Annotated in this window: 17 protein-coding genes; 14 read left to right on the top strand and 3 right to left on the bottom strand. The window is 59.7% G+C overall.

Features of this window, described 5'->3' with window-relative positions; translation table 11 throughout:
• Positions 1-11 precede the first annotated feature (11 nt).
• The 13 genes from map to NQ495_RS08925 all read left to right on the top strand — a co-directional run bounded on the left by map (position 12) and on the right by NQ495_RS08925 (position 11222).
• Entirely contained in the window at positions 12-788 is a 777-nt protein-coding gene (gene map, locus NQ495_RS08865; protein WP_009132882.1) for a type I methionyl aminopeptidase, read from the top strand.
• A 7-nt stretch (positions 789-795) separates the two neighbouring features.
• Positions 796-1014 (top strand): translation initiation factor IF-1, encoded by a 219-nt coding sequence (infA, locus tag NQ495_RS08870; RefSeq protein WP_009132883.1) that lies wholly within the window; start codon positions 796-798, stop codon positions 1012-1014.
• 88 nt (positions 1015-1102) lie between these two features.
• Positions 1103-1219 (top strand): 50S ribosomal protein L36, encoded by a 117-nt coding sequence (gene rpmJ / locus NQ495_RS08875; protein WP_009132884.1) that lies wholly within the window; start codon positions 1103-1105, stop codon positions 1217-1219.
• Positions 1220-1255: 36 nt separating this feature from the next.
• Positions 1256-1636, top strand: a complete 381-nt coding sequence (gene rpsM / locus NQ495_RS08880; RefSeq protein ID WP_009132885.1) for a 30S ribosomal protein S13 — start codon at positions 1256-1258, stop codon at positions 1634-1636.
• 12 nt (positions 1637-1648) lie between these two features.
• Positions 1649-2038: a 30S ribosomal protein S11 gene (rpsK, locus tag NQ495_RS08885; RefSeq protein WP_009132886.1), complete on the top strand. Its 390-nt coding sequence runs from the start codon at positions 1649-1651 to the stop codon at positions 2036-2038.
• A gap of 225 nt (positions 2039-2263) precedes the next feature.
• The gene (gene rpsD, locus NQ495_RS08890; RefSeq protein WP_009132887.1) at positions 2264-2869 is read left to right on the top strand and encodes a 30S ribosomal protein S4; all 606 of its coding nucleotides are present in this window, start codon (positions 2264-2266) and stop codon (positions 2867-2869) included.
• A 23-nt stretch (positions 2870-2892) separates the two neighbouring features.
• Positions 2893-3885: a DNA-directed RNA polymerase subunit alpha gene (locus NQ495_RS08895; protein ID WP_040294093.1), complete on the top strand. Its 993-nt coding sequence runs from the start codon at positions 2893-2895 to the stop codon at positions 3883-3885.
• 19 nt (positions 3886-3904) lie between these two features.
• Positions 3905-4504, top strand: coding sequence for a 50S ribosomal protein L17 (gene rplQ / locus NQ495_RS08900; protein WP_009132889.1), 600 nt, complete (start codon positions 3905-3907; stop codon positions 4502-4504).
• 160 nt (positions 4505-4664) lie between these two features.
• Positions 4665-4943, top strand: a complete 279-nt coding sequence (locus NQ495_RS08905; RefSeq protein ID WP_147513002.1) for a hypothetical protein — start codon at positions 4665-4667, stop codon at positions 4941-4943.
• 14 nt (positions 4944-4957) lie between these two features.
• On the top strand, positions 4958-6262 hold the full coding sequence (gene eno / locus NQ495_RS08910) for a phosphopyruvate hydratase (RefSeq protein WP_009132890.1): 1305 nt from the start codon (positions 4958-4960) through the stop codon (positions 6260-6262).
• Positions 6263-6898: 636 nt separating this feature from the next.
• Positions 6899-7297 carry a BlaI/MecI/CopY family transcriptional regulator gene (locus NQ495_RS08915; RefSeq protein ID WP_040294237.1) on the top strand — a complete coding sequence of 133 codons (399 nt, stop codon included), beginning with the start codon at positions 6899-6901 and terminating at the stop codon, positions 7295-7297.
• A gap of 221 nt (positions 7298-7518) precedes the next feature.
• On the top strand, positions 7519-10197 hold the full coding sequence (locus NQ495_RS08920) for a GIN domain-containing protein (RefSeq protein WP_009132892.1): 2679 nt from the start codon (positions 7519-7521) through the stop codon (positions 10195-10197).
• A 248-nt stretch (positions 10198-10445) separates the two neighbouring features.
• Positions 10446-11222: a GIN domain-containing protein gene (locus NQ495_RS08925; protein WP_009132893.1), complete on the top strand. Its 777-nt coding sequence runs from the start codon at positions 10446-10448 to the stop codon at positions 11220-11222.
• 70 nt (positions 11223-11292) lie between these two features.
• Here NQ495_RS08925 and prfB read toward each other — a convergent pair whose 3' ends face one another.
• The 3 genes from prfB to NQ495_RS08940 form a co-directional block, all read right to left on the bottom strand.
• Complete coding sequence (gene prfB / locus NQ495_RS08930; RefSeq protein ID WP_009132894.1) at positions 11293-12375, bottom strand: peptide chain release factor 2; 1083 nt, start codon at positions 12373-12375, stop codon at positions 11293-11295.
• A 369-nt stretch (positions 12376-12744) separates the two neighbouring features.
• The gene (locus NQ495_RS08935) at positions 12745-13566 is read right to left on the bottom strand and encodes a radical SAM protein (protein WP_009132895.1); all 822 of its coding nucleotides are present in this window, start codon (positions 13564-13566) and stop codon (positions 12745-12747) included.
• 209 nt (positions 13567-13775) lie between these two features.
• Positions 13776-15605, bottom strand: a complete 1830-nt coding sequence (locus tag NQ495_RS08940) for an ABC transporter ATP-binding protein (protein ID WP_009132896.1) — start codon at positions 15603-15605, stop codon at positions 13776-13778.
• Positions 15606-15995: 390 nt separating this feature from the next.
• Between NQ495_RS08940 and trpS the strand changes: the two genes are divergently transcribed.
• Positions 15996-16985 carry a tryptophan--tRNA ligase gene (gene trpS / locus NQ495_RS08945; protein WP_009132897.1) on the top strand — a complete coding sequence of 330 codons (990 nt, stop codon included), beginning with the start codon at positions 15996-15998 and terminating at the stop codon, positions 16983-16985.
• The last annotated feature ends 246 nt before the right edge of the window (positions 16986-17231 follow it).

A 17231-nucleotide genomic window follows, 5' to 3' on the forward strand; every position in this document is an offset into this window, starting at 1 on the left:
AGTTCTGAAAAATGATATACTTAAAGACAGCGGAAGAGATCGAGCTGCTGCGCGAGAACAACCTTCTGGTCAGCGCGACGCTGGCGGAAGTCGGCAGACATGTCCGGCCGGGCGTTTCGACGCTCGAGCTGGACAAGCTCGCCGAGGAGTTTATCCGTTCTCACGGCGCGGAACCCGGGTTTCTGGGTTACGGCGGCTTTCCGAATACGCTGTGCATGTCCGTCAACGAAGAGGTCGTGCACGGGATACCTTCCGCAAAGCGCATTCTGAAGGAGGGCGATGTCCTCTCGGTGGACTGCGGCACGCTTATGAAGGGGTTTTACGGTGATTCTGCATACACGTTTGCAGTAGGCGAGATCGCGCCGGAAGTGGCCGATCTGCTGAGGGTCACCAAAGAGGCTCTTTATAAAGGTGTCGCACAGGCTAAGGCCGGCAATCGCGTAGGCGATGTGGCCAGCGCTGTGCAGGAGCACGCCGAGCGGCACGGATACTCCGTGGTGCGGGAACTGGTCGGGCACGGACTGGGTCGCAAGATGCACGAAGAGCCCGAGGTTCCGAACTACGGCGCCCGGGGCAGGGGGCCTCTTCTCAAAGAGGGGATGGTCATCTGCATCGAACCCATGATCAACATGGGGGCACGTTATGTGGTTTTCGAGCGCGACGGCTGGACCGTACGCACCAGGGACCGCAAACCGTCGGCTCACTTCGAGTTCGCGGTGGCGGTCGGGAAAGAGGGCCCGGACGTACTGACCGACTTCGGTGTAATCGAACAAGCAATAAATTCGTAAGACTCCTATGGCCAAACAAGCTGCTATTGAGAAGGACGGGACGATTATCGAGGCGTTGTCCAACGCGATGTTCAGGGTTGAACTCGACAACGGCCACGTAATCACCGCCCACATTTCGGGTAAGATGCGGATGCACTACATCAAGATCCTGCCCGGCGACAAGGTAAAAGTTGAGATGTCCCCGTACGACCTGAGTAAGGGACGGATTTCGTTCAGGTACAAATAGAACAGAACCCGGGACCGGTTCGTTGGCGTGAAGCGGAGGCCGTGAGGCCCGCGATGCGCGGAGGACGTCCCACAAAGATTTCTGAAAAATGAAAGTTAGAACATCCATCAAGAAGAGAAGCGAGGATTGCAAGATCGTGAAACGCAAGGGGCGCCTCTACGTGATCTGCAAGAAGAATCCCAAGCTGAAAATGCGTCAGGGATAGTCAACGGAATCAAACAAAAAAGCATAATTCAAATTTATGGCACGTATAGTAGGTGTAGATTTACCGAGAAATAAAAGAGGGTATATAGGGCTGACCTATATCTACGGGGTCGGTCGCAGCACCGCCCTGACGATCCTCGAAAAGGCCAACGTGGATCCCGAACTGAAGGTTCAGGAGTGGAGCGACGACCAGATCGCCGCGATCCGTAACACCATCGCCGAGGAGGGATTCAAGGTCGAAGGCGAGCTCCGCTCGTCCGTTCAGCTGAACATCAAGCGACTGATGGACATCGGTTGCTACCGCGGCATCCGCCACCGTATCGGTCTTCCGGTCCGCGGTCAGAGCACGAAGAACAATGCCCGTACGCGCAAGGGTCGCAAGAAGACCGTTGCCAACAAGAAAAAAGCAACGAAGTAATCATAGAGAGTTATGGCAAAGAAAACAGGAACAGTTAAGAAGAGAGTTGTTAAAGTGGGTACCGAGGGAAAGGTATTCGTACACTCTACTTTCAATAACGTGATCATCACGATTGCGAATGCCGACGGCCAGGTTATCAGCTGGAGTTCAGCGGGTAAGATGGGTTTCCGTGGTTCCAAGAAGAATACTCCCTATGCTGCTCAGACCGCTGCTACGGACTGCGCGAAGGTAGCCTACGACCTGGGTCTGCGCAAGGTCAAGGTTTACGTGAAGGGTCCCGGCGCCGGCCGCGAATCGGCGATCCGCACCGTTCACGGCGCCGGTATCGAAGTGACCGAGATCGTCGACGTTACTCCGCTGCCGCACAACGGCTGCCGTCCGCCCAACCGCCGCCGCGTCTAATTTCCGGTCCGACGCCACCGGAGCGGTCCGTCGACGGCCACACTGGCGGGGTTTCGGGGAGTGGGGTTTTCCTTTCGGGAGGCTTCCTGCCCGGTTACAGCCCGGCCGCGGCGACAGGCGGATTGGCCGCATTCCCAACCTTGCAGGCGGAATGTCGGCGTCACTCCAAAACGGAGGCCCGCCCTTCGTTAAAACAGATTTAAAACAGTAAAGCAAACTTCTATTATGGGAAGATACATAGGACCTAAGTCAAAAATCGCCAGGAAATTCGGCGAAGCCATTTTCGGAACGGACAAATCGCTCGAGAAGAAGAACTATCCCCCGGGACAGCACGGGCTGATGCGCAAGCGCAAGAAGGTGTCGGAGTACGGCACCCAGCTGCTCGAGAAGCAGAAGGCCAAAGCTATCTACGGCATACAGGAGAAGCAGTTCCGCCGCACCTTTGAGGAGGCTGCCCGCGTGGGCGGCATCACCGGCGAGAACCTGCTCCGTATCCTGGAGTGCCGCCTGGACAACGTGGTATACCGCCTGGGCATCGCCCCGACGCGTGCCGCTGCCCGCCAGCTGGTTTCTCACCGCCACATCACCGTGAACGGCGCCGTGGTGAACATCCCTTCGTACCAGCTCCGTTCGGGCGACGTCGTGGGCGTTCGCGAGAAATCGAAGTCGCTGGAGGTGATCCAGGAGTCCCTGAGCGGCGGCCGCAGCCGTTACTCGTGGCTCGAGTGGGAAGGCAGCCAGATGAGCGGCAAGTTCCTGCAGAAGCCCGACCGGGCCGATATTCCCGAAAATATCAAAGAGCAGCTTATCGTCGAGTTGTATTCTAAGTAATCATTAATCGAGGAGCAATCATTATGGCAATATTAGCATTTCAAAAGCCTGAAAAGGTAATAATGCTCGAATCCACCTCTTCGTTCGGACGTTTTGAATTCCGTCCGCTCGAGCCCGGATTTGGCATGACCGTCGGCAATGCGTTGCGGCGCATCCTGCTCTCTTCTCTGGAGGGCTATGCGATCACAACGGTGAAGGTTGCCGGTGTCGATCATGAGTTTGCTGCTATCCCCGGTGTTATGGAAGGAATGCTTGAGATCGTTTTGAACCTCAAGCAAGTGCGTTTCATCAAGACCGTCGAGAGTGTCGAGGGTGAGAAGGTGACGGTCAACGTGGCCGGTCAGAGCGAACTCACCGCCGGTTATATCTCGAACTTCTTGACCAACTTCAAGGTGTTGAACCCCGAGCTGGTGATCTGCCGCCTCGATCCCGAGGTGAAACTCCAGATCGAGCTGACGGTCGCCAAGGGCCGCGGTTACGTTCCGGCCGAGGAGAACCGTCCCGCCGATGCGGAGTTCGGTGTGCTGCCGATCGACTCGATCCACACGCCGATCAAGAACGTGAAGTATTCGGTCGAGAACTACCGCGTGGAGCAGAAAACCGACTACGAGAAACTGAATCTGGAGATCACGACCGACGGAAGCATTCATCCGAAGGACGCGCTCAAGGAGGCGGCCAAAATATTGATTCATCACTTCATGCTCTTCTCCGATGAAAAGATTACGCTGAACCTTGAGGAAAGCAGTGCGACCGAGGAGTTCGACGAGGATGTGCTCCACATGCGCCAGTTGCTGAAGACGAAGCTTTCGGAGCAGGATCTTTCGGTTCGCGCGCTGAACTGCCTGAAGGCGGCCGAGGTGGAGACGGTCGGGGACCTGGTTCGTTTCAACCGCAACGACCTGCTGAAGTTCCGCAATTTCGGCAAGAAGTCGCTTTCGGAGTTGGACGAGCTGCTCACGACGCTCAACCTGCACTTCGGAATGGACGTATCCATTTACAAACTTGACAAGGATTAACACGAACGATTAAGTAACCATGAGACATAACAAGAAAATCAATCACCTCGGCCGCCAGGCCGGTCACCGCAAGGCGCTGATGGCGAATCTGGCGAGTTCGCTGCTCATGCACAAGAGGATCAACACGACTCTGGCGAAGGCCAAGGCTCTGAGGATGTACGTCGAGCCGCTGATCACCAAGTCGAAAGAGGACACCACCCATTCGCGCCGTACGGTGTTCAGCTACCTGAAGGACAAAGAGGCTACCGCCGAGCTGTTCCGCACGATCGCTCCGAAGATCGCCGACCGTCCGGGCGGTTACTGCCGCATCCTGAAGACGGGTTTCCGTCTGGGCGATGCTGCCGAGATGTGCTTCATCGAGCTGGTTGACTTCGACGCCGCTTACACCAGCGATGCCGCTCCGAAGGCCGCTGCAGCCCCCAAGACCCGCCGCAGCCGCAGCGGGGCCAAGAAGGCCGCCGCCCCCGCCGCAGAGGCAGTAGCTGCCGATGCGCCGGATACCGCAGCCGAGGCTGCTCCCGCCAAAAAGGCAGCAGCGAAGAAACCCGCTGCCGCCAAGAAGCCCGCAGCTGCCAAGAAACCCGCGGCGAAGAAGGCTGACGAGGCCGCTGCCGAGTAACGGTTTCCCGCCGCCGGGTGCTGTCGGCGACTCGCGGTCTTACCGGCCGGTCGCCGCACACATCCCCGGCAACAGTAACATAGATGGTTTTAAACGGAGTCCCGGTTTTGCCGGGATTCCGTTTTTTGTGCGGGTTTTATTTTGGTTTACACTATACGTTTTGATTTCTGCTTCTTTCTGCTTCTTGCTGCTGTTCTTGCTGCGAGCTTTCCCCGGTCCGGATATTTCCCCTGGATGTGCCGCACCCCATCCTTTTTCGTCCTTGCTCCGGCCTTTTGCCTCCTTTCCGGCTTTTGCGCTGTTCCCGTCGCAGCCCGTTCCTGAGCCGTTGCAGCAGAAATTAATGATTTTACAACCTCCGCGTGCACGATTTTTGCAAGAAAATCGTTTATTTTACAGCACCGAATGGTTTATTGGCCGTCTAAATGTTAAACATTAAAAAATAGTAGTGAAATGAGTCAGATTGTAAGTGTTCATGCCAGAGAGATCCTGGATTCCCGCGGGAATCCGACCATCGAAGTCGAAGTAACCACCGCCAGCGGCGCTTTCGGCCGTGCGGCCGTGCCTTCGGGAGCATCGACGGGCGAAAACGAGGCGCTCGAACTGCGTGACGGCGATAAGGGCCGTTACGGCGGCAAGGGAGTACTGAAAGCCGTGCAGAATGTCAACGAGGTGATTGCGAAGGAGATTCTCGGTATGCCCGTAACCGACCAGGTCGGCATCGACAAAACGATGATCGCGTTGGACGGCACCCCCACGAAGAGCAACCTCGGTGCGAACGCCATCCTTGGCGTGTCGCTGGCCTGTGCCCATGCGGCTGCGAACTACGTCGGCGTGCCCCTGTGGCGCTACATCGGCGGCACGAACGCGAAAACGCTGCCCGTCCCGATGATGAACATCATCAACGGCGGCTCGCACTCCGATGCCCCGATCGCGTTCCAGGAGTTCATGATCCGTCCCGTCGGCGCGAAGAGCTTCCGCGAAGGACTGCGCATGGGCGCCGAGGTATTCCACGCGCTGAAAAAGGTGCTGCACGACCGCGGCCTGAGCACGGCGGTCGGTGACGAGGGCGGTTTCGCCCCGGCGCTGAAAGGGACCGAGGATGCGCTCGAGTCGATTATCGAGGCGGTTAAGAAGGCCGGTTACAAACCGGGCCGCAAATGCGAAGGCGGCGACGTTTCGATCGGCATGGACTGCGCCTCGTCCGAGTTCTACAAGGACGGCGTGTACGATTACACGAAGTTCGAAGGCCCTTCGGGAGCCAAACGCACCTCGTCCGAGCAGGTGGCTTACCTCGAAGAGCTCGTGGCTAAATACCCGATCGATTCGATCGAGGACGGCATGAGCGAGAACGACTGGGACGGCTGGAAAGCGTTGACCGACAAACTGGGCGGCAAATGCCAGCTGGTGGGCGACGACCTCTTCGTGACCAATGTCGAGTTCCTGAAGAAGGGTATCGAGATGGGCTGCGCGAATTCGATCCTGATCAAGGTGAACCAGATCGGCTCGCTGACCGAGACGCTCGACGCGATCGAGATGGCGCACCGCGCCGGCTACACGTCGGTCACTTCACACCGCAGCGGCGAGACCGAAGACTCGACGATCGCCGACATCGCCGTGGCGACCAACTCGGGCCAGATCAAGACCGGTTCGATGAGCCGTTCCGACCGCATGGCCAAGTACAACCAGCTGCTCCGCATCGAGGAGGAGCTGGGCGACGAAGCCGTTTACGGTTATACGAAGATTTACCGCAAATAGTAGAGGAAGGACTCGCAGCGTTCCGCTGCGCAAATCAGCCCCGCCCCAGGGCGCCTTCCCGCAAGGAACGTTGCCGAAGCGATCGTGCTGCAAGTGGCGCTGCCGCGGCGCGATTAACCCGCGTCCGGTTCAGCCGCTGCGGCGGCAAACGCCCCGCAGCCCGCAACGGCGGGAATCCCGCAGCCTGTAAGGGCGTGGGCCCGGTACTCCGGTTTCGCGGTATCGCTTCCGGCTTTACGCCCCGGAATTTCAGCAAAGGCATCCCCGAAAGGGATGCCTTTCGTTTATTCAGCCGTTCCGCTGCGCGCCCGGCAGCCGGGAATTTCAAAACCCCGAAAGTTTGCCGCAGCTTTTCATATCGTTTCCCGGACTGCTTGTATCTCCCGGCCCTTTTGTCGTCTCCTTATGTCCGATATGTCAAAAAAATGGACAAAATAGCGTCCGGTTCCTTCAATGTCGATTTGATGTAATGTCTTTTGTATTAGCAATATAATTGCAGGAGCGAATTTTTGTTTGCAAAAACTAATGTTTTAGTTGGTAAAACTAAAAATATAGTTTATATTTGTATTGACAGTAGGCCGGAACCTCCGGCCGCACAATCAGAAACTCCGCCTGCGGGCGGTAAGCGATTTTACCATGAGCAAAAAAGAGATCCGGGAGCTGACCAAAGCCGAGCTCGAAGTGATGCAGATCCTTTGGGACAAGGGCGAGGCGTTCGTCAGCGAGTTGCTCGAGGCGATGCCCGAGCCGCGTCCGGCCTACAACACGGTTTCGACGATCGTACGCATCCTCGAAAAGAAAGGGGTGGTCGGCTACACGCCCGTCGGCAAGAGCCACCGCTACCGGCCGCTGGTGGCCAAGGAGGCGTACACGCGCAGCTTTATGAACTCGGTGATGAGCAACTTTTTCGACAATTCGCTTTCGCAGATGGTTTCGTTCTTCTGCGAGAAGGAGGACCTTTCGGTGCGCGAAACCGAGCGTATCCTGGCGATCGCCCGCGAGGCGATCGAGAAGAAAAAAGGGGTAGGGCGGTAGCCGCCCGTATGGCCGCTTCCCGCTCCGGCCCTGCGGTTTCCCGCACCCTGCTCGCGTACTTGTTGCACCGTACAGCGGTTTCCTTTGTTCCGGCACGTTTCACCGGCCTGTATTTTCTGCACCTGCATCTCTGCAAACATATATTTACAAACACTACCTCACTTTTTAACCTGTCTTCCGATACTCCCGACAGACCCCCGTAACCTTAAAATTCCCCCGCTATGTGGAGTACATTACCTTACCTCGTCAAAGTCCAGATCTGCTTCGCGCTGTTATGGATCGTCTACAGGTTTTTCTTGCAGCGTGACGGTCGGTTTGCCCGTTCGCGCGCCTATCTGTTGTTGTCCGTACCGGTGTCGTTCCTGATTCCGCTGCTGTCGATCCCTGTGTTGCCGGCCTCACAGCCTGCGCCCGTTCCGGCTGTTCCGGTCGCCGCGGTCGCCGAAGCCCCCGTTCGGGCGCAGCCTGTTTCCGCTGCGGAGGATGCCTCGCTTTTCGCTGAGGCGGCTCCGGCGGCCCTTTCCGCATCCCCGGCGCCATCCCCGGCTTCCGGCGCCGCTTCTGCCATGACTGCCGTGACTGTTGCCTCTCCCGGTGCGCAGGCTTCGGCATTCTTCCGGGAGGCGGCCGCTTCGGCCTTCGCCGCGCTGGTTCCGGCCGGCTGGTCCGGGCTGATGTACGCCTGGCTGCTTTGGTGCGGCATTGCCGGCTCGCTATTGCTGCTGCTGTATTATTTGGGGCACACGCTGCGTTGGGTCAGGCTGATGCGCGAGGGCAACGTTTCCCGGATGCTCGATGACGTGCGTGTCGTCTACAGCCCGGCTGTGTCGAGCCCCTGCTCGCTGTTCAACTGCATTTTCATCAACCGCCGGGATTTGGGCGAAAACGAATTTCGCGAACTGATGGCGCACGAGCTTTGCCACATCCGGCTGCGCCACAGCTGGGACCGGCTGCTGGCCGTCGTGGTGACGCTTTTCTGCTGGTGGAATCCCTTCGTCTGGTTGTGGCACCGTTCGCTGTGCGAGGTGCATGAATACCAGGCCGACGACGCCGTGTTGCAGTGCGGGTTCGATGCGGAACAATACATCATGTTGATGGTCAGTTCCGTTGCCGGTGCCCGTACGACGCTCGCGAGCGGTTTCAGTTACTCGCTGGTGCGTAAACGCCTGCAAATGCTCTCCCGTGGGGCTTCGCGCAGGGCCGGGCTGCGCATGCTGCTGGTGGTGCCCGCCCTTGCGGTGTTGCTCGCGCTCTTCTCGTTCACCGAGCGGCCGGTCGCAGCCGGCAGCCCGGAACAAGTTCCTGCCGAACTCTCCGACCAACTGCTTTCCGCGTTCGGTTATTCCGCCGATGCGGTTCCGGCCGCCGTGCAGGCCCAAACGGCCGCGGAGGAAGGGCCGATACTCTTTTCCGGGGACGATGCCGTCCCGTCGGATGATGCCGAACCGACCGCTGCGGTACAGCCCGGTGCGGCTTTCGCGGACGCATCCGGTGTTTCCGGATACGGTGCTCCGGTTTCGGGGGAGTCTCCTGCCGTACAGCGCGTCTCGTCAAAGGGCGATGATGTCGTGATTATGGTCGACGGCAAAGTCGATCCTCGCGGGGTGCAGGCGCTCAATGAGCTCGATCCGTCGGATGTCGAACGGATTACCGTGGGGACCAAAGACTCTCCGGTGGTGATGGTGACGACCAAACGCTACTTGCGTGACTACCCGGAGGAGGCCGCCGCGATCCGCAAGCGCGAGGGTGATTTCGGCGTCAGGGAGTTTCTGAACGCTTCGGCCGAAGATCCGCAGGCGAGTGCTGGATCCCGTGCCGGAGGTTCCGTTCCGGTGAAGGCCGATGGTTGGGACGAGGCGATCGAGGCTGCCGCTGCGGCCATCGAGCAGAGTGCGCTGAAGCTGGCCTCCTCGACGTTGGACCTGACGGCGAATGCGCTCGGTGCCGCTTCTTCCGGGAGCGCTGTTTCATCCCGGGGTAGAATCTCCGCCTCCGGCGACGTTTCGCGGGCAAAGCCGGAGGCCGCGCGGGTCGAAGAGGATATTGCAAAAGCCAAAGCTGACATCGAACGTGCCAAAACCGAAGTTGTGGCCGAGGCCGCCCGGCTCCGCAAGCAGTTGGACGACGACACCTCTCGTTGGGCCGGGACCTTCGCCGGACAATATGCCGGCGACAGCAGGGAGACCTCCAAAAGCCACGTGCAGGACAATATGGTCCGCCTGACCCGTTTCGCGGGACAGACGATCACCGGTGTTTCGGCCTCGTCCGGTTTCAGTGTCGAGGTGCGCAAATCGAACAGCACTTCCGTTGAGATCGTGATGCCTGCCGAATGGCAGCAGTACCTGACCTGCGAGCTGACCCCGGACGGGGTGGTGCAGCTGGGCCTCGACACCAAGAGGCTTTCCGGTTCCAGGGGACTGCGCATCAACAAGGGACAGCTTACGGCCGTGGTAAGCCTGCCGAAGCTTAGCCTGCTGAAGTGTTCCAGCGGTGCCGTGATCCGTTGTACCGGTATTTTCAAGGGCGGTACCGTGCAGTTGCGGGCCTCTTCCGGCGGCATGGTCGACGGTTTGAGCCTGAAGGCCTCCGAGGCGCTTATCGACGCCTCTTCGGGCGGTGGGATCCGGAATGTGGCCGTTACCGCTCCGAAAGCAGGTGTGGAAATCTCTTCCGGGGCCGTGGTCAAAGGGGTGTCGCTCGATGTCACGGCACTCACGTGCCAAGCCTCTTCCGGCGCCGTCGCCACCCTCGAACACACCGGAAACAACTCGATGCTGAATACCTCTTCGGGCGGTGTGATCCGGATTACCGGTTCGACTCGGATCCTGACGGTCAACAAGTCCCGTTCCGGCGGAAACATCAATACCGACGGCTACACAGTGTCTTATCGCGTGCAATAGTTTTTACCGGGGGCGTCTCTCTTTCAGCCTCCTGTCCTATACAGTTCCTCCCTATAGAGTCGGTTCCGGGGCTCCGGTCATTCCGGGTCCGGACCCGCCGTCTCCTTACGTCCCGTTTTTTATCCGTTCCCGTGACCTCCCGATCCTGTAAAATCCCGGCTTCCGTGAGCCCGGTTCCCCGAAAAGCCGTTCCCGGAATCCCGGACCTTTTCTTAAAACACCTACAAATTTTCCTAAAACCCGATAGTATGAAAAAACTGATTCTTCTTTTCTCGGTGGTTGCCGCAGCGGCAATGACCGGCTTTTATGCCCAGGGGCGTCCCGATGCTGGGGCGATTTCCGCTGCGGGCGACCGGCAGATGTACCGTGTGACCCGTTTCGAGGGGCAGCCGATTACCGGCGTCTCCGCATCGGTGGGATTCCGTGTCGAGGTGAATGAGTCGGCCCGCACTTCGGTTCGGGTCGAGATTCCGGCCGAATGGCAGGATCGCCTGATTTGCGAAATTTCGCCCGAAGGGGTGGTGCGCCTGGGGATCGACACCGAGGGCCTTCGGAATTTCCGCGGCCACGACCTGACGGCGGTGGTCAATCTCGGCAAAGTCGATGTGATGAAAGCCTCCACCGGGGCGAAAATCACCTGCAACGGCAGTTTTACGGGCGGCAATGCGGAGATCAGCGCCTCCACGGGCGGCATGGTCAGCGGCCTGACGCTGACTGCATCCGGCGTGGGGATCAAAGTGTCTACCGGCGCTTCGGTCAAAGATTTGCATATCGTAGCCGGGCAGGTGACTGCCGAAGGCTCGACGGGCGCTTCGCTGAGCGGTGCCGTGTTCGACGCTTCGGCGCTGTCGTGCAAAGCGGGCACCGGGGCTTCCCTCTCGATGTCGCATACGGGACAGTCGGCCGCTTTAGCCTCCAACACGGGTGGCAGCATCCGGATTTCCGGTTCGACGGGCAGCCTCACGGTCAACAAATCCCGTACCGGCGGCCGAGTCGACACCGGCAATTACAAAGTGGATAAATAGATTTACCGAAAATGCCGGTCCGGCATTTTTCCGCTTGCCCGCCGGGCGCGGCGGCGTGTACCGTTCGGAGCTATTGGTAGTCGCCCATCAGGTAGGCTTTGATGAAGTCGCCGATCTCGCCGTCCATCACCCTTTGTACGTCCGAGGTCTGGTGCCCGGTGCGGTGGTCCTTCACGCGGCGGTCGTCGAACACGTAGCTGCGGATTTGCGACCCCCATTCGATCTTCTTTTTTTGTCCTTCCAGCTCGTTTTGCAGTTCGCGGCGTTTGTCCAGCTCGATCTGGTAGAGCTTCGAACGCAGGATGCGCATCGCATTTTCCTTGTTCATGATCTGCGAGCGCGTTTCGGTGTTCTCGACCATAATCCCCGAGGGCAGGTGGCGCAGGCGTACGCCGGTTTCGACCTTGTTGACGTTCTGGCCGCCCTTGCCGCCGCTGCGGTATGTGTCCCATTCGATGTCGGCGGGGTTGATCGTGATCTCGATCGTGTCGTCCACCGCAGGCGATACGAACACCGAAGCGAAGGTGGTCTGGCGCTTGTTGTTCGCGTTGAACGGGGAGGGGCGCACGAGGCGGTGCACGCCGCTCTCGCTTTTGAGGTAGCCGTAGGCGAACTCGCCGACGAATTCGAGAGTCGCCGACTTGATTCCGACCTCCTCGCCGTCCTGCACGTCGACCACCTTGACCTGGTAACCGTTCGCTTCGCCCCAGCGCATGTACATGCGCATCAGCATCGAAGCCCAGTCGAGGCTTTCGGTGCCGCCCGCGCCGGAGTTGATTTCCATGATCGCGCCGAGCCGGTCCTCTTCGCCGCCCAGCATGTTGCGCATTTCGAGCGCCTCGATCATCTCCAGTACCCGGCCGTATTGCGCGTCGAGCTCCTCGGGGGCCGATACCCCCTCGCGGATGAATTCGGGCAGCAGGTGCAGCTCTTCCATCGCCGAGGCGATCGCATCGTAGGCGGTGATCCAGTATTTGATCCCGGCCACCTTTTTCAGCTGCTCCTCGGCCTTGGCCGGATCGTCCCAGAAGTCCGGCGCATGGGTCAGCGACTCCTGTTCGTCGAGTTCGAGCCGCCGGTCGTCGATATGCAAGTGGGTATGGAGCGCCGTTTGCCGCTCCTCGAGCGCTTTGATCTGTTCGGTGGTAACCATCTTTCGTGTCGTTTATGGCTGTTCGGTTCGTCCGGTCAGTTTGTCCGGTTTTGTTCATCCGGTTCAGTTTGTCCGGCCGTTCGTCCGGTTCGTTGTATCGTTTTTTATTTCTCGCAGTAGGCGTCCCTTGCATCTTTCCCCGCCCTGCTTTTTCCCGCACCTCCGGTCGCTGGCCGCGGCATGTGCCGCCCTGCCGTTTCCGTCCTCGCGTTGCCCCGGGGGGCTATCTGCCGCGTGCCGGTGCCTCCTGCAGGCGGACCTCTTGGCCTGAGGTCGTTTGACCAGCCTCCGCCGGTACTTTCGCGGGGTCCTTCCGGCTTGTTGGGGGACCGGCTGGGGTGCGCCGTGCAGTGCCGCTCCGCTGCCCGGTTACTCTTCCGGATTCGGTTTGCTGTCGGGTGTCGAGGGATGGTCCGTCGCTCCCGAAACCGAACAGGGAATGCCCAGTGCCTCGACCCGCGCCCCGATCCTCATCAGCTCTCCGAGCGGAATCTTCTCCAGTCCGTGCGCCGGGGTCTCGCGGTCGATCGTGTAGATCATCACCTGCTGCGGGGCCACCTCACGGATCAGCTCCAGCCAGGTGGACACCTCCGCTTCGGTGGTGTTGTCCACCCTGCGGCCGTCGTACATGCCGCGCAGGAACATCGTCTGCACGATCAGCCGTCCCCCGAAGAGCTTCATCAGCCGTACCGTTTCTGCCACGCCGGCGCGTCCCCGGGGCTGGTCGATCAGGCGCACCGTTTCGTCCAGCGCCGAATCGAGCTTGAGGATGTTGTTGTCCACCTTCAGCAGTGCGCGGCGCACATTGTCACGGCCGATCATCGTCGCGTTGCTCAGCACCGACACCTTTGCCGACGGACACAGCTCGTCGCGTACGGCGATCGTGTCGGAGATGATCTCCTCGAACTGTGGGTGCATCGTCGGTTCTCCGTTGCCCGCGAAGGTAATCACGTCGGGCGGCGTTCCTGCGGCGGCCATCTCCCGCAGTTTCGCGCGCAGCAGCGTCCGCACCTCTTCGCGCGTGTTGAAACGGGGCTTGAAGCCATGTTTGCCCCAGCCGCATTCGCAGTAGATGCAGTCGAAGTTGCAAAGCTTGTTGTCGGTGGGCAGCAGGTTCACCCCGAGCGACAGTCCGAGTCGGCGGCTGTGCACGGGACCGAAGATGACGCGGTCGAAAAGAATGGTGCTCATGGTTACGGGTAGGGTTGTTTGTCTGTCGCGCGGCATACGGGCCCGGCTCGTTGCGGCCCGTTCGGTTCCTGTGGGATACTTCCGTCCGGTACCTGTCCCGTTGCAGGGCGCCCCTCAAAGATACAAAAAAGTTGCCGGAAAGCGCAGGGAGTCGGTATTGCTGTTTGCTCCGGAAGGATTTGTTCCCGCCTCCGGGGCTCCGGAGGGTTTTACGCGAGTTGCTGCATTTCGATCAGGTGTGCGTAGATGCCGCCGCGCTCCATCAATTCGTGGTGCGTACCCTGTTCGGCGATGCGGCCGTGCTCGATCACGATGATCTTGTCGGCGCCCACGATCGTGCTCAGGCGGTGCGCGATTACCAGCGACGTGCGCCCCTTGAGCAGCGAACCGAGGGCCTCCTGCACGAGCTTTTCCGATTCGGTATCGAGTGCCGAAGTGGCCTCGTCGAGGATCAGGATGTCGGGGTTTTTGAGCACCGCGCGCGCGATGCTGAGGCGCTGGCGCTGCCCGCCGGAGAGCTTCATGCCCCGGTCGCCGACGTTCGTGTCGTAGCCGTGCTCGGTCTCGCGGATAAAACCGTCCGCGTTGGCCACCCGTGCGGCGGCTTCCACTTCGGCGTCCGTCGCGTCGCGCTTGCCGAGGCGGATGTTGCCCGCGATCGTGTCGTTGAACAGGATCGTCTCCTGCGTGACGATGCCCATGTGGCTGCGCAGGCTGTCCAGCTGGTATTCGCGCAGGTCGATCCCGTCCACGAAGATCGCACCCGAGGTAACGTCGTAGAAGCGCGGGATCAGGTCCGAAAGCGTCGATTTGCCGCCGCCCGAGGGCCCTACGAGCGCCACGGTCTCGCCCTTGCGGATCGTGAAGCTGACTGAGTCGATCACCTTGCGCGAATCGTCGTACGAGAACGACACGTCGCGGAACTCGATACTGTCGCGGAACTGTTCCAGCCGGACGGCTCCCGTCGCTTCGGGGATGCGGCTCTTCTCGTCGAGCAGTCCCAGCACGCGGTCGCCCGCGGCGATGCCCTGGTTGATGTTGCTGAAGGCGTCGGTGAACGAGCGCACCGGGCGCGTAATCTGTGTGAAGATGGCGAGGTAGGCGATGAACCCGGCCGCTTCGAGCCGTCCGTCCAGCACGAGGCTGCCGCCGTAGAGCAGCAGCACGGCCGCGGCCGAAATGCCGAGGAATTCGCTCATCGGCGAAGCGAGCTGCTGGCGCCGCGCCATCGAGCGCGTGATGCGCGAGTAAATATCGTTGATTTTGCGGAATTTACCGGTAATGTACCCCGTCGCGTTGTAGCCCTTGACCACTTTGACGCCGGTGAGCGCCTCGTCCAGCAGGCTGGTCATGTCGCCGAAGTTCTCCTGCGCCTGTTTGGCCGACTTGCGCAGCCGTTTGACGATCGAACCGATGAGCAGTGCCGTGAGCGGCAGGAAGATCGCCGAGAAGATCGTCAGTTCCCACGAGATTTTGACCAGCGCGATCATGTAGCCGATAATCAGGAACGGTTCGCGGAAGGCGACCTGCAGCGTGTTGGTGATGCAGAACTGCACGACGGTGACGTCCGAAGTGATCTTCGAGATGATGTCGCCCTTGCGTTCGTTGCTGAAGTAGCCCACGTGCAGGCCCATCACGTTGTCGAACACCGCGTTGCGCAGGCGGCGCAGCGTGTGGATCTTCATGTTTTCGATGGTCCACTGGCCCAGGTAGCGGAACATGTTGCTCAGCAGGGCCGACGAGACGATGAAGATGCTCAGGAAGAGCATCACGTTCATCACCGAGTAGTCGGGGCCGTAGATTTTGTAGAGCAGGAAGTTGACCAGCCGGTCGAAGTAGTCCATGTTCAGCGCGAAGGCGGGCATCGAGGTGACCTGTGCGATCTGCTTCGCGGGGTCGAACAGCGAGTTGAGGATCGGGATGATCATCACGAAATTGAACGTGTTGAACAGCGAGTAGAAGAGCGTGTAAAAGAAGTAGGGTATCGCGTATTTTTCGATCGGTTTGGCGAATCCGAGCAGTCTCCAGTAGGTGTTCATCGGCGGGTGTTTATCGGTTTGTCAGTTCTGTTTTCGTATGTTGTGTTTTGCTCCGGACGCTGCCTGTACTTTGTCGTTTCGTCCGTATTTTCCCGGTCGTTCCGGGCTTCCGTGCCTTTTTTGCTCTTGTTCCCGGCCTGCTGCCGTCATGCGAGCTCCCGGTCTTTGCGGTTGTTTTCGGGCCCGGCTTCACGTTCGCCCCGGCCCGCGGCACACCGCCCCGCACCATCGCCGCCGTCCTGCCGGGGGGAGAGACGCTCCGGGACACTCAGTCGCAAAAGTAATCCAAAATCGGGATAACCCCCGAGAATTTCGGACGAAAGGAGCCGTTTTCCCTCGATTTTGTTAATTTTGTGGAACAAAATACCAATCAGACTCTTTTTCACCACTATGGAAACAGTACTAAGCGGCATCCGTTCGACCGGCCGGCTGCACCTGGGCAACTACTTCGGGGCCCTGCGCAATTTCGTCAAGATGCAGCACACCGACCGGTGTTTCTTTTTCATTGCCGACTACCACTCGCTGACCACCCATCCCGATCCCAAAGCGCTGCACGGCAACGTGAAGAACGTGCTGGCGGAGTACCTCGCCGCCGGCCTCGATCCCGAGGTGGCGACGATCTATATCCAGAGCGACGTGCCGCAGGTGGCCGAGCTGTCGCTGCTGCTGAGCATGCACGCCTACATCGGCGAGCTGGAGCGCACCGCTTCGTTCAAGGATAAAATCCGCAAACAGCCCGAAAACGTCAACGCGGGGCTGTTGTGCTACCCGGTGCTGATGGCCGCCGACATCCTGCTGCACCGCGCCACGCGCGTACCGGTGGGCAAGGACCAGGAGCAGCACCTCGAACTGACGCGCCGCTTCGCGCGCCGCTTCAACCAGATTTACGGCACCGAGTTCTTCCCCGAGAGCCAGCCTTACAACTTCGGCGAGGCGTCGGTCAAGATTCCGGGCCTCGACGGCACCGGCAAGATGGGCAAGTCCGAGGGTAACGGCATCTTCCTCTCCGATCCGGACGAGGTGATCCGCAAGAAGGTGATGAAGGCGGTGACCGACAGCGGCCCGACGGCTCCCGACAGTCCGATGCCGGAGGTGATCGCGAACCTGTTCACGATCATGAAGGCCGTTTCGACCCCCGATACCGTCGAGCACTTTACAGGGCTTTGGAACCGCTGCGAAATCCGTTACGGCGACCTGAAGAAGCAGTTGGCCGAAGATATTATCAAGACCGTGGCGCCGATCCGCGCGAACATCGGCGACATTCTCGCCGACGACGCTTACCTGCACAAGGTGGCTTCGATGGGGGCGGAGAGGGCGCGCGCGAGTGCCGACCGGACCGTTTCGCAGGTGCGCGAGATCATGGGCATTACGCGGTTTTAGCGGCTCCTGATCCTTCGGATTCGTGCTTCGCGGTCGAAAGGACAGCGGGCGGTAACGGACAGCCCTGCTTCGGCGTTGCGGTCCTCCGGCTGCGAAACCGGTTTACCTGCCGAGGCTTTGCTTTCACTGCACGCCCGGAATTACAGTTCCGGTTCGTGCGGACGTTCGGCAAACCCGAGCAGGTGCCAAACCTTGTTTCTAACGCCGGAGGACCGCAATGCCGAAGCTGATACGAATTCCCGCCTG

The organism is Alistipes indistinctus YIT 12060, from assembly GCF_025144995.1.
Taxonomy (GTDB): Bacteria; Bacteroidota; Bacteroidia; order Bacteroidales; family Rikenellaceae; genus Alistipes_A; species Alistipes_A indistinctus.

What these genes read in the sequence shown, in the direction of transcription:
- NQ495_RS08920 (WP_009132892.1), top strand. Translation starts at nt 7,519, where the DNA reads ATGTGGAGTACATTACCTTACCTCGTCAAAGTCCAGATCTGCTTCGCG.
- NQ495_RS08915 (WP_040294237.1), top strand. Translation starts at nt 6,899, where the DNA reads ATGAGCAAAAAAGAGATCCGGGAGCTGACCAAAGCCGAGCTCGAAGTG.
- rpsM (WP_009132885.1), top strand. Translation starts at nt 1,256, where the DNA reads ATGGCACGTATAGTAGGTGTAGATTTACCGAGAAATAAAAGAGGGTAT.
- NQ495_RS08895 (WP_040294093.1), top strand. Translation starts at nt 2,893, where the DNA reads ATGGCAATATTAGCATTTCAAAAGCCTGAAAAGGTAATAATGCTCGAA.
- NQ495_RS08925 (WP_009132893.1), top strand. Translation starts at nt 10,446, where the DNA reads ATGAAAAAACTGATTCTTCTTTTCTCGGTGGTTGCCGCAGCGGCAATG.
- infA (WP_009132883.1), top strand. Translation starts at nt 796, where the DNA reads ATGGCCAAACAAGCTGCTATTGAGAAGGACGGGACGATTATCGAGGCG.
- rpmJ (WP_009132884.1), top strand. Translation starts at nt 1,103, where the DNA reads ATGAAAGTTAGAACATCCATCAAGAAGAGAAGCGAGGATTGCAAGATC.
- map (WP_009132882.1), top strand. Translation starts at nt 12, where the DNA reads ATGATATACTTAAAGACAGCGGAAGAGATCGAGCTGCTGCGCGAGAAC.
- rpsK (WP_009132886.1), top strand. Translation starts at nt 1,649, where the DNA reads ATGGCAAAGAAAACAGGAACAGTTAAGAAGAGAGTTGTTAAAGTGGGT.
- NQ495_RS08935 (WP_009132895.1), bottom strand. Translation starts at nt 13,566, where the DNA reads ATGAGCACCATTCTTTTCGACCGCGTCATCTTCGGTCCCGTGCACAGC.
- prfB (WP_009132894.1), bottom strand. Translation starts at nt 12,375, where the DNA reads ATGGTTACCACCGAACAGATCAAAGCGCTCGAGGAGCGGCAAACGGCG.
- trpS (WP_009132897.1), top strand. Translation starts at nt 15,996, where the DNA reads ATGGAAACAGTACTAAGCGGCATCCGTTCGACCGGCCGGCTGCACCTG.
- eno (WP_009132890.1), top strand. Translation starts at nt 4,958, where the DNA reads ATGAGTCAGATTGTAAGTGTTCATGCCAGAGAGATCCTGGATTCCCGC.
- rplQ (WP_009132889.1), top strand. Translation starts at nt 3,905, where the DNA reads ATGAGACATAACAAGAAAATCAATCACCTCGGCCGCCAGGCCGGTCAC.
- NQ495_RS08940 (WP_009132896.1), bottom strand. Translation starts at nt 15,605, where the DNA reads ATGAACACCTACTGGAGACTGCTCGGATTCGCCAAACCGATCGAAAAA.
- rpsD (WP_009132887.1), top strand. Translation starts at nt 2,264, where the DNA reads ATGGGAAGATACATAGGACCTAAGTCAAAAATCGCCAGGAAATTCGGC.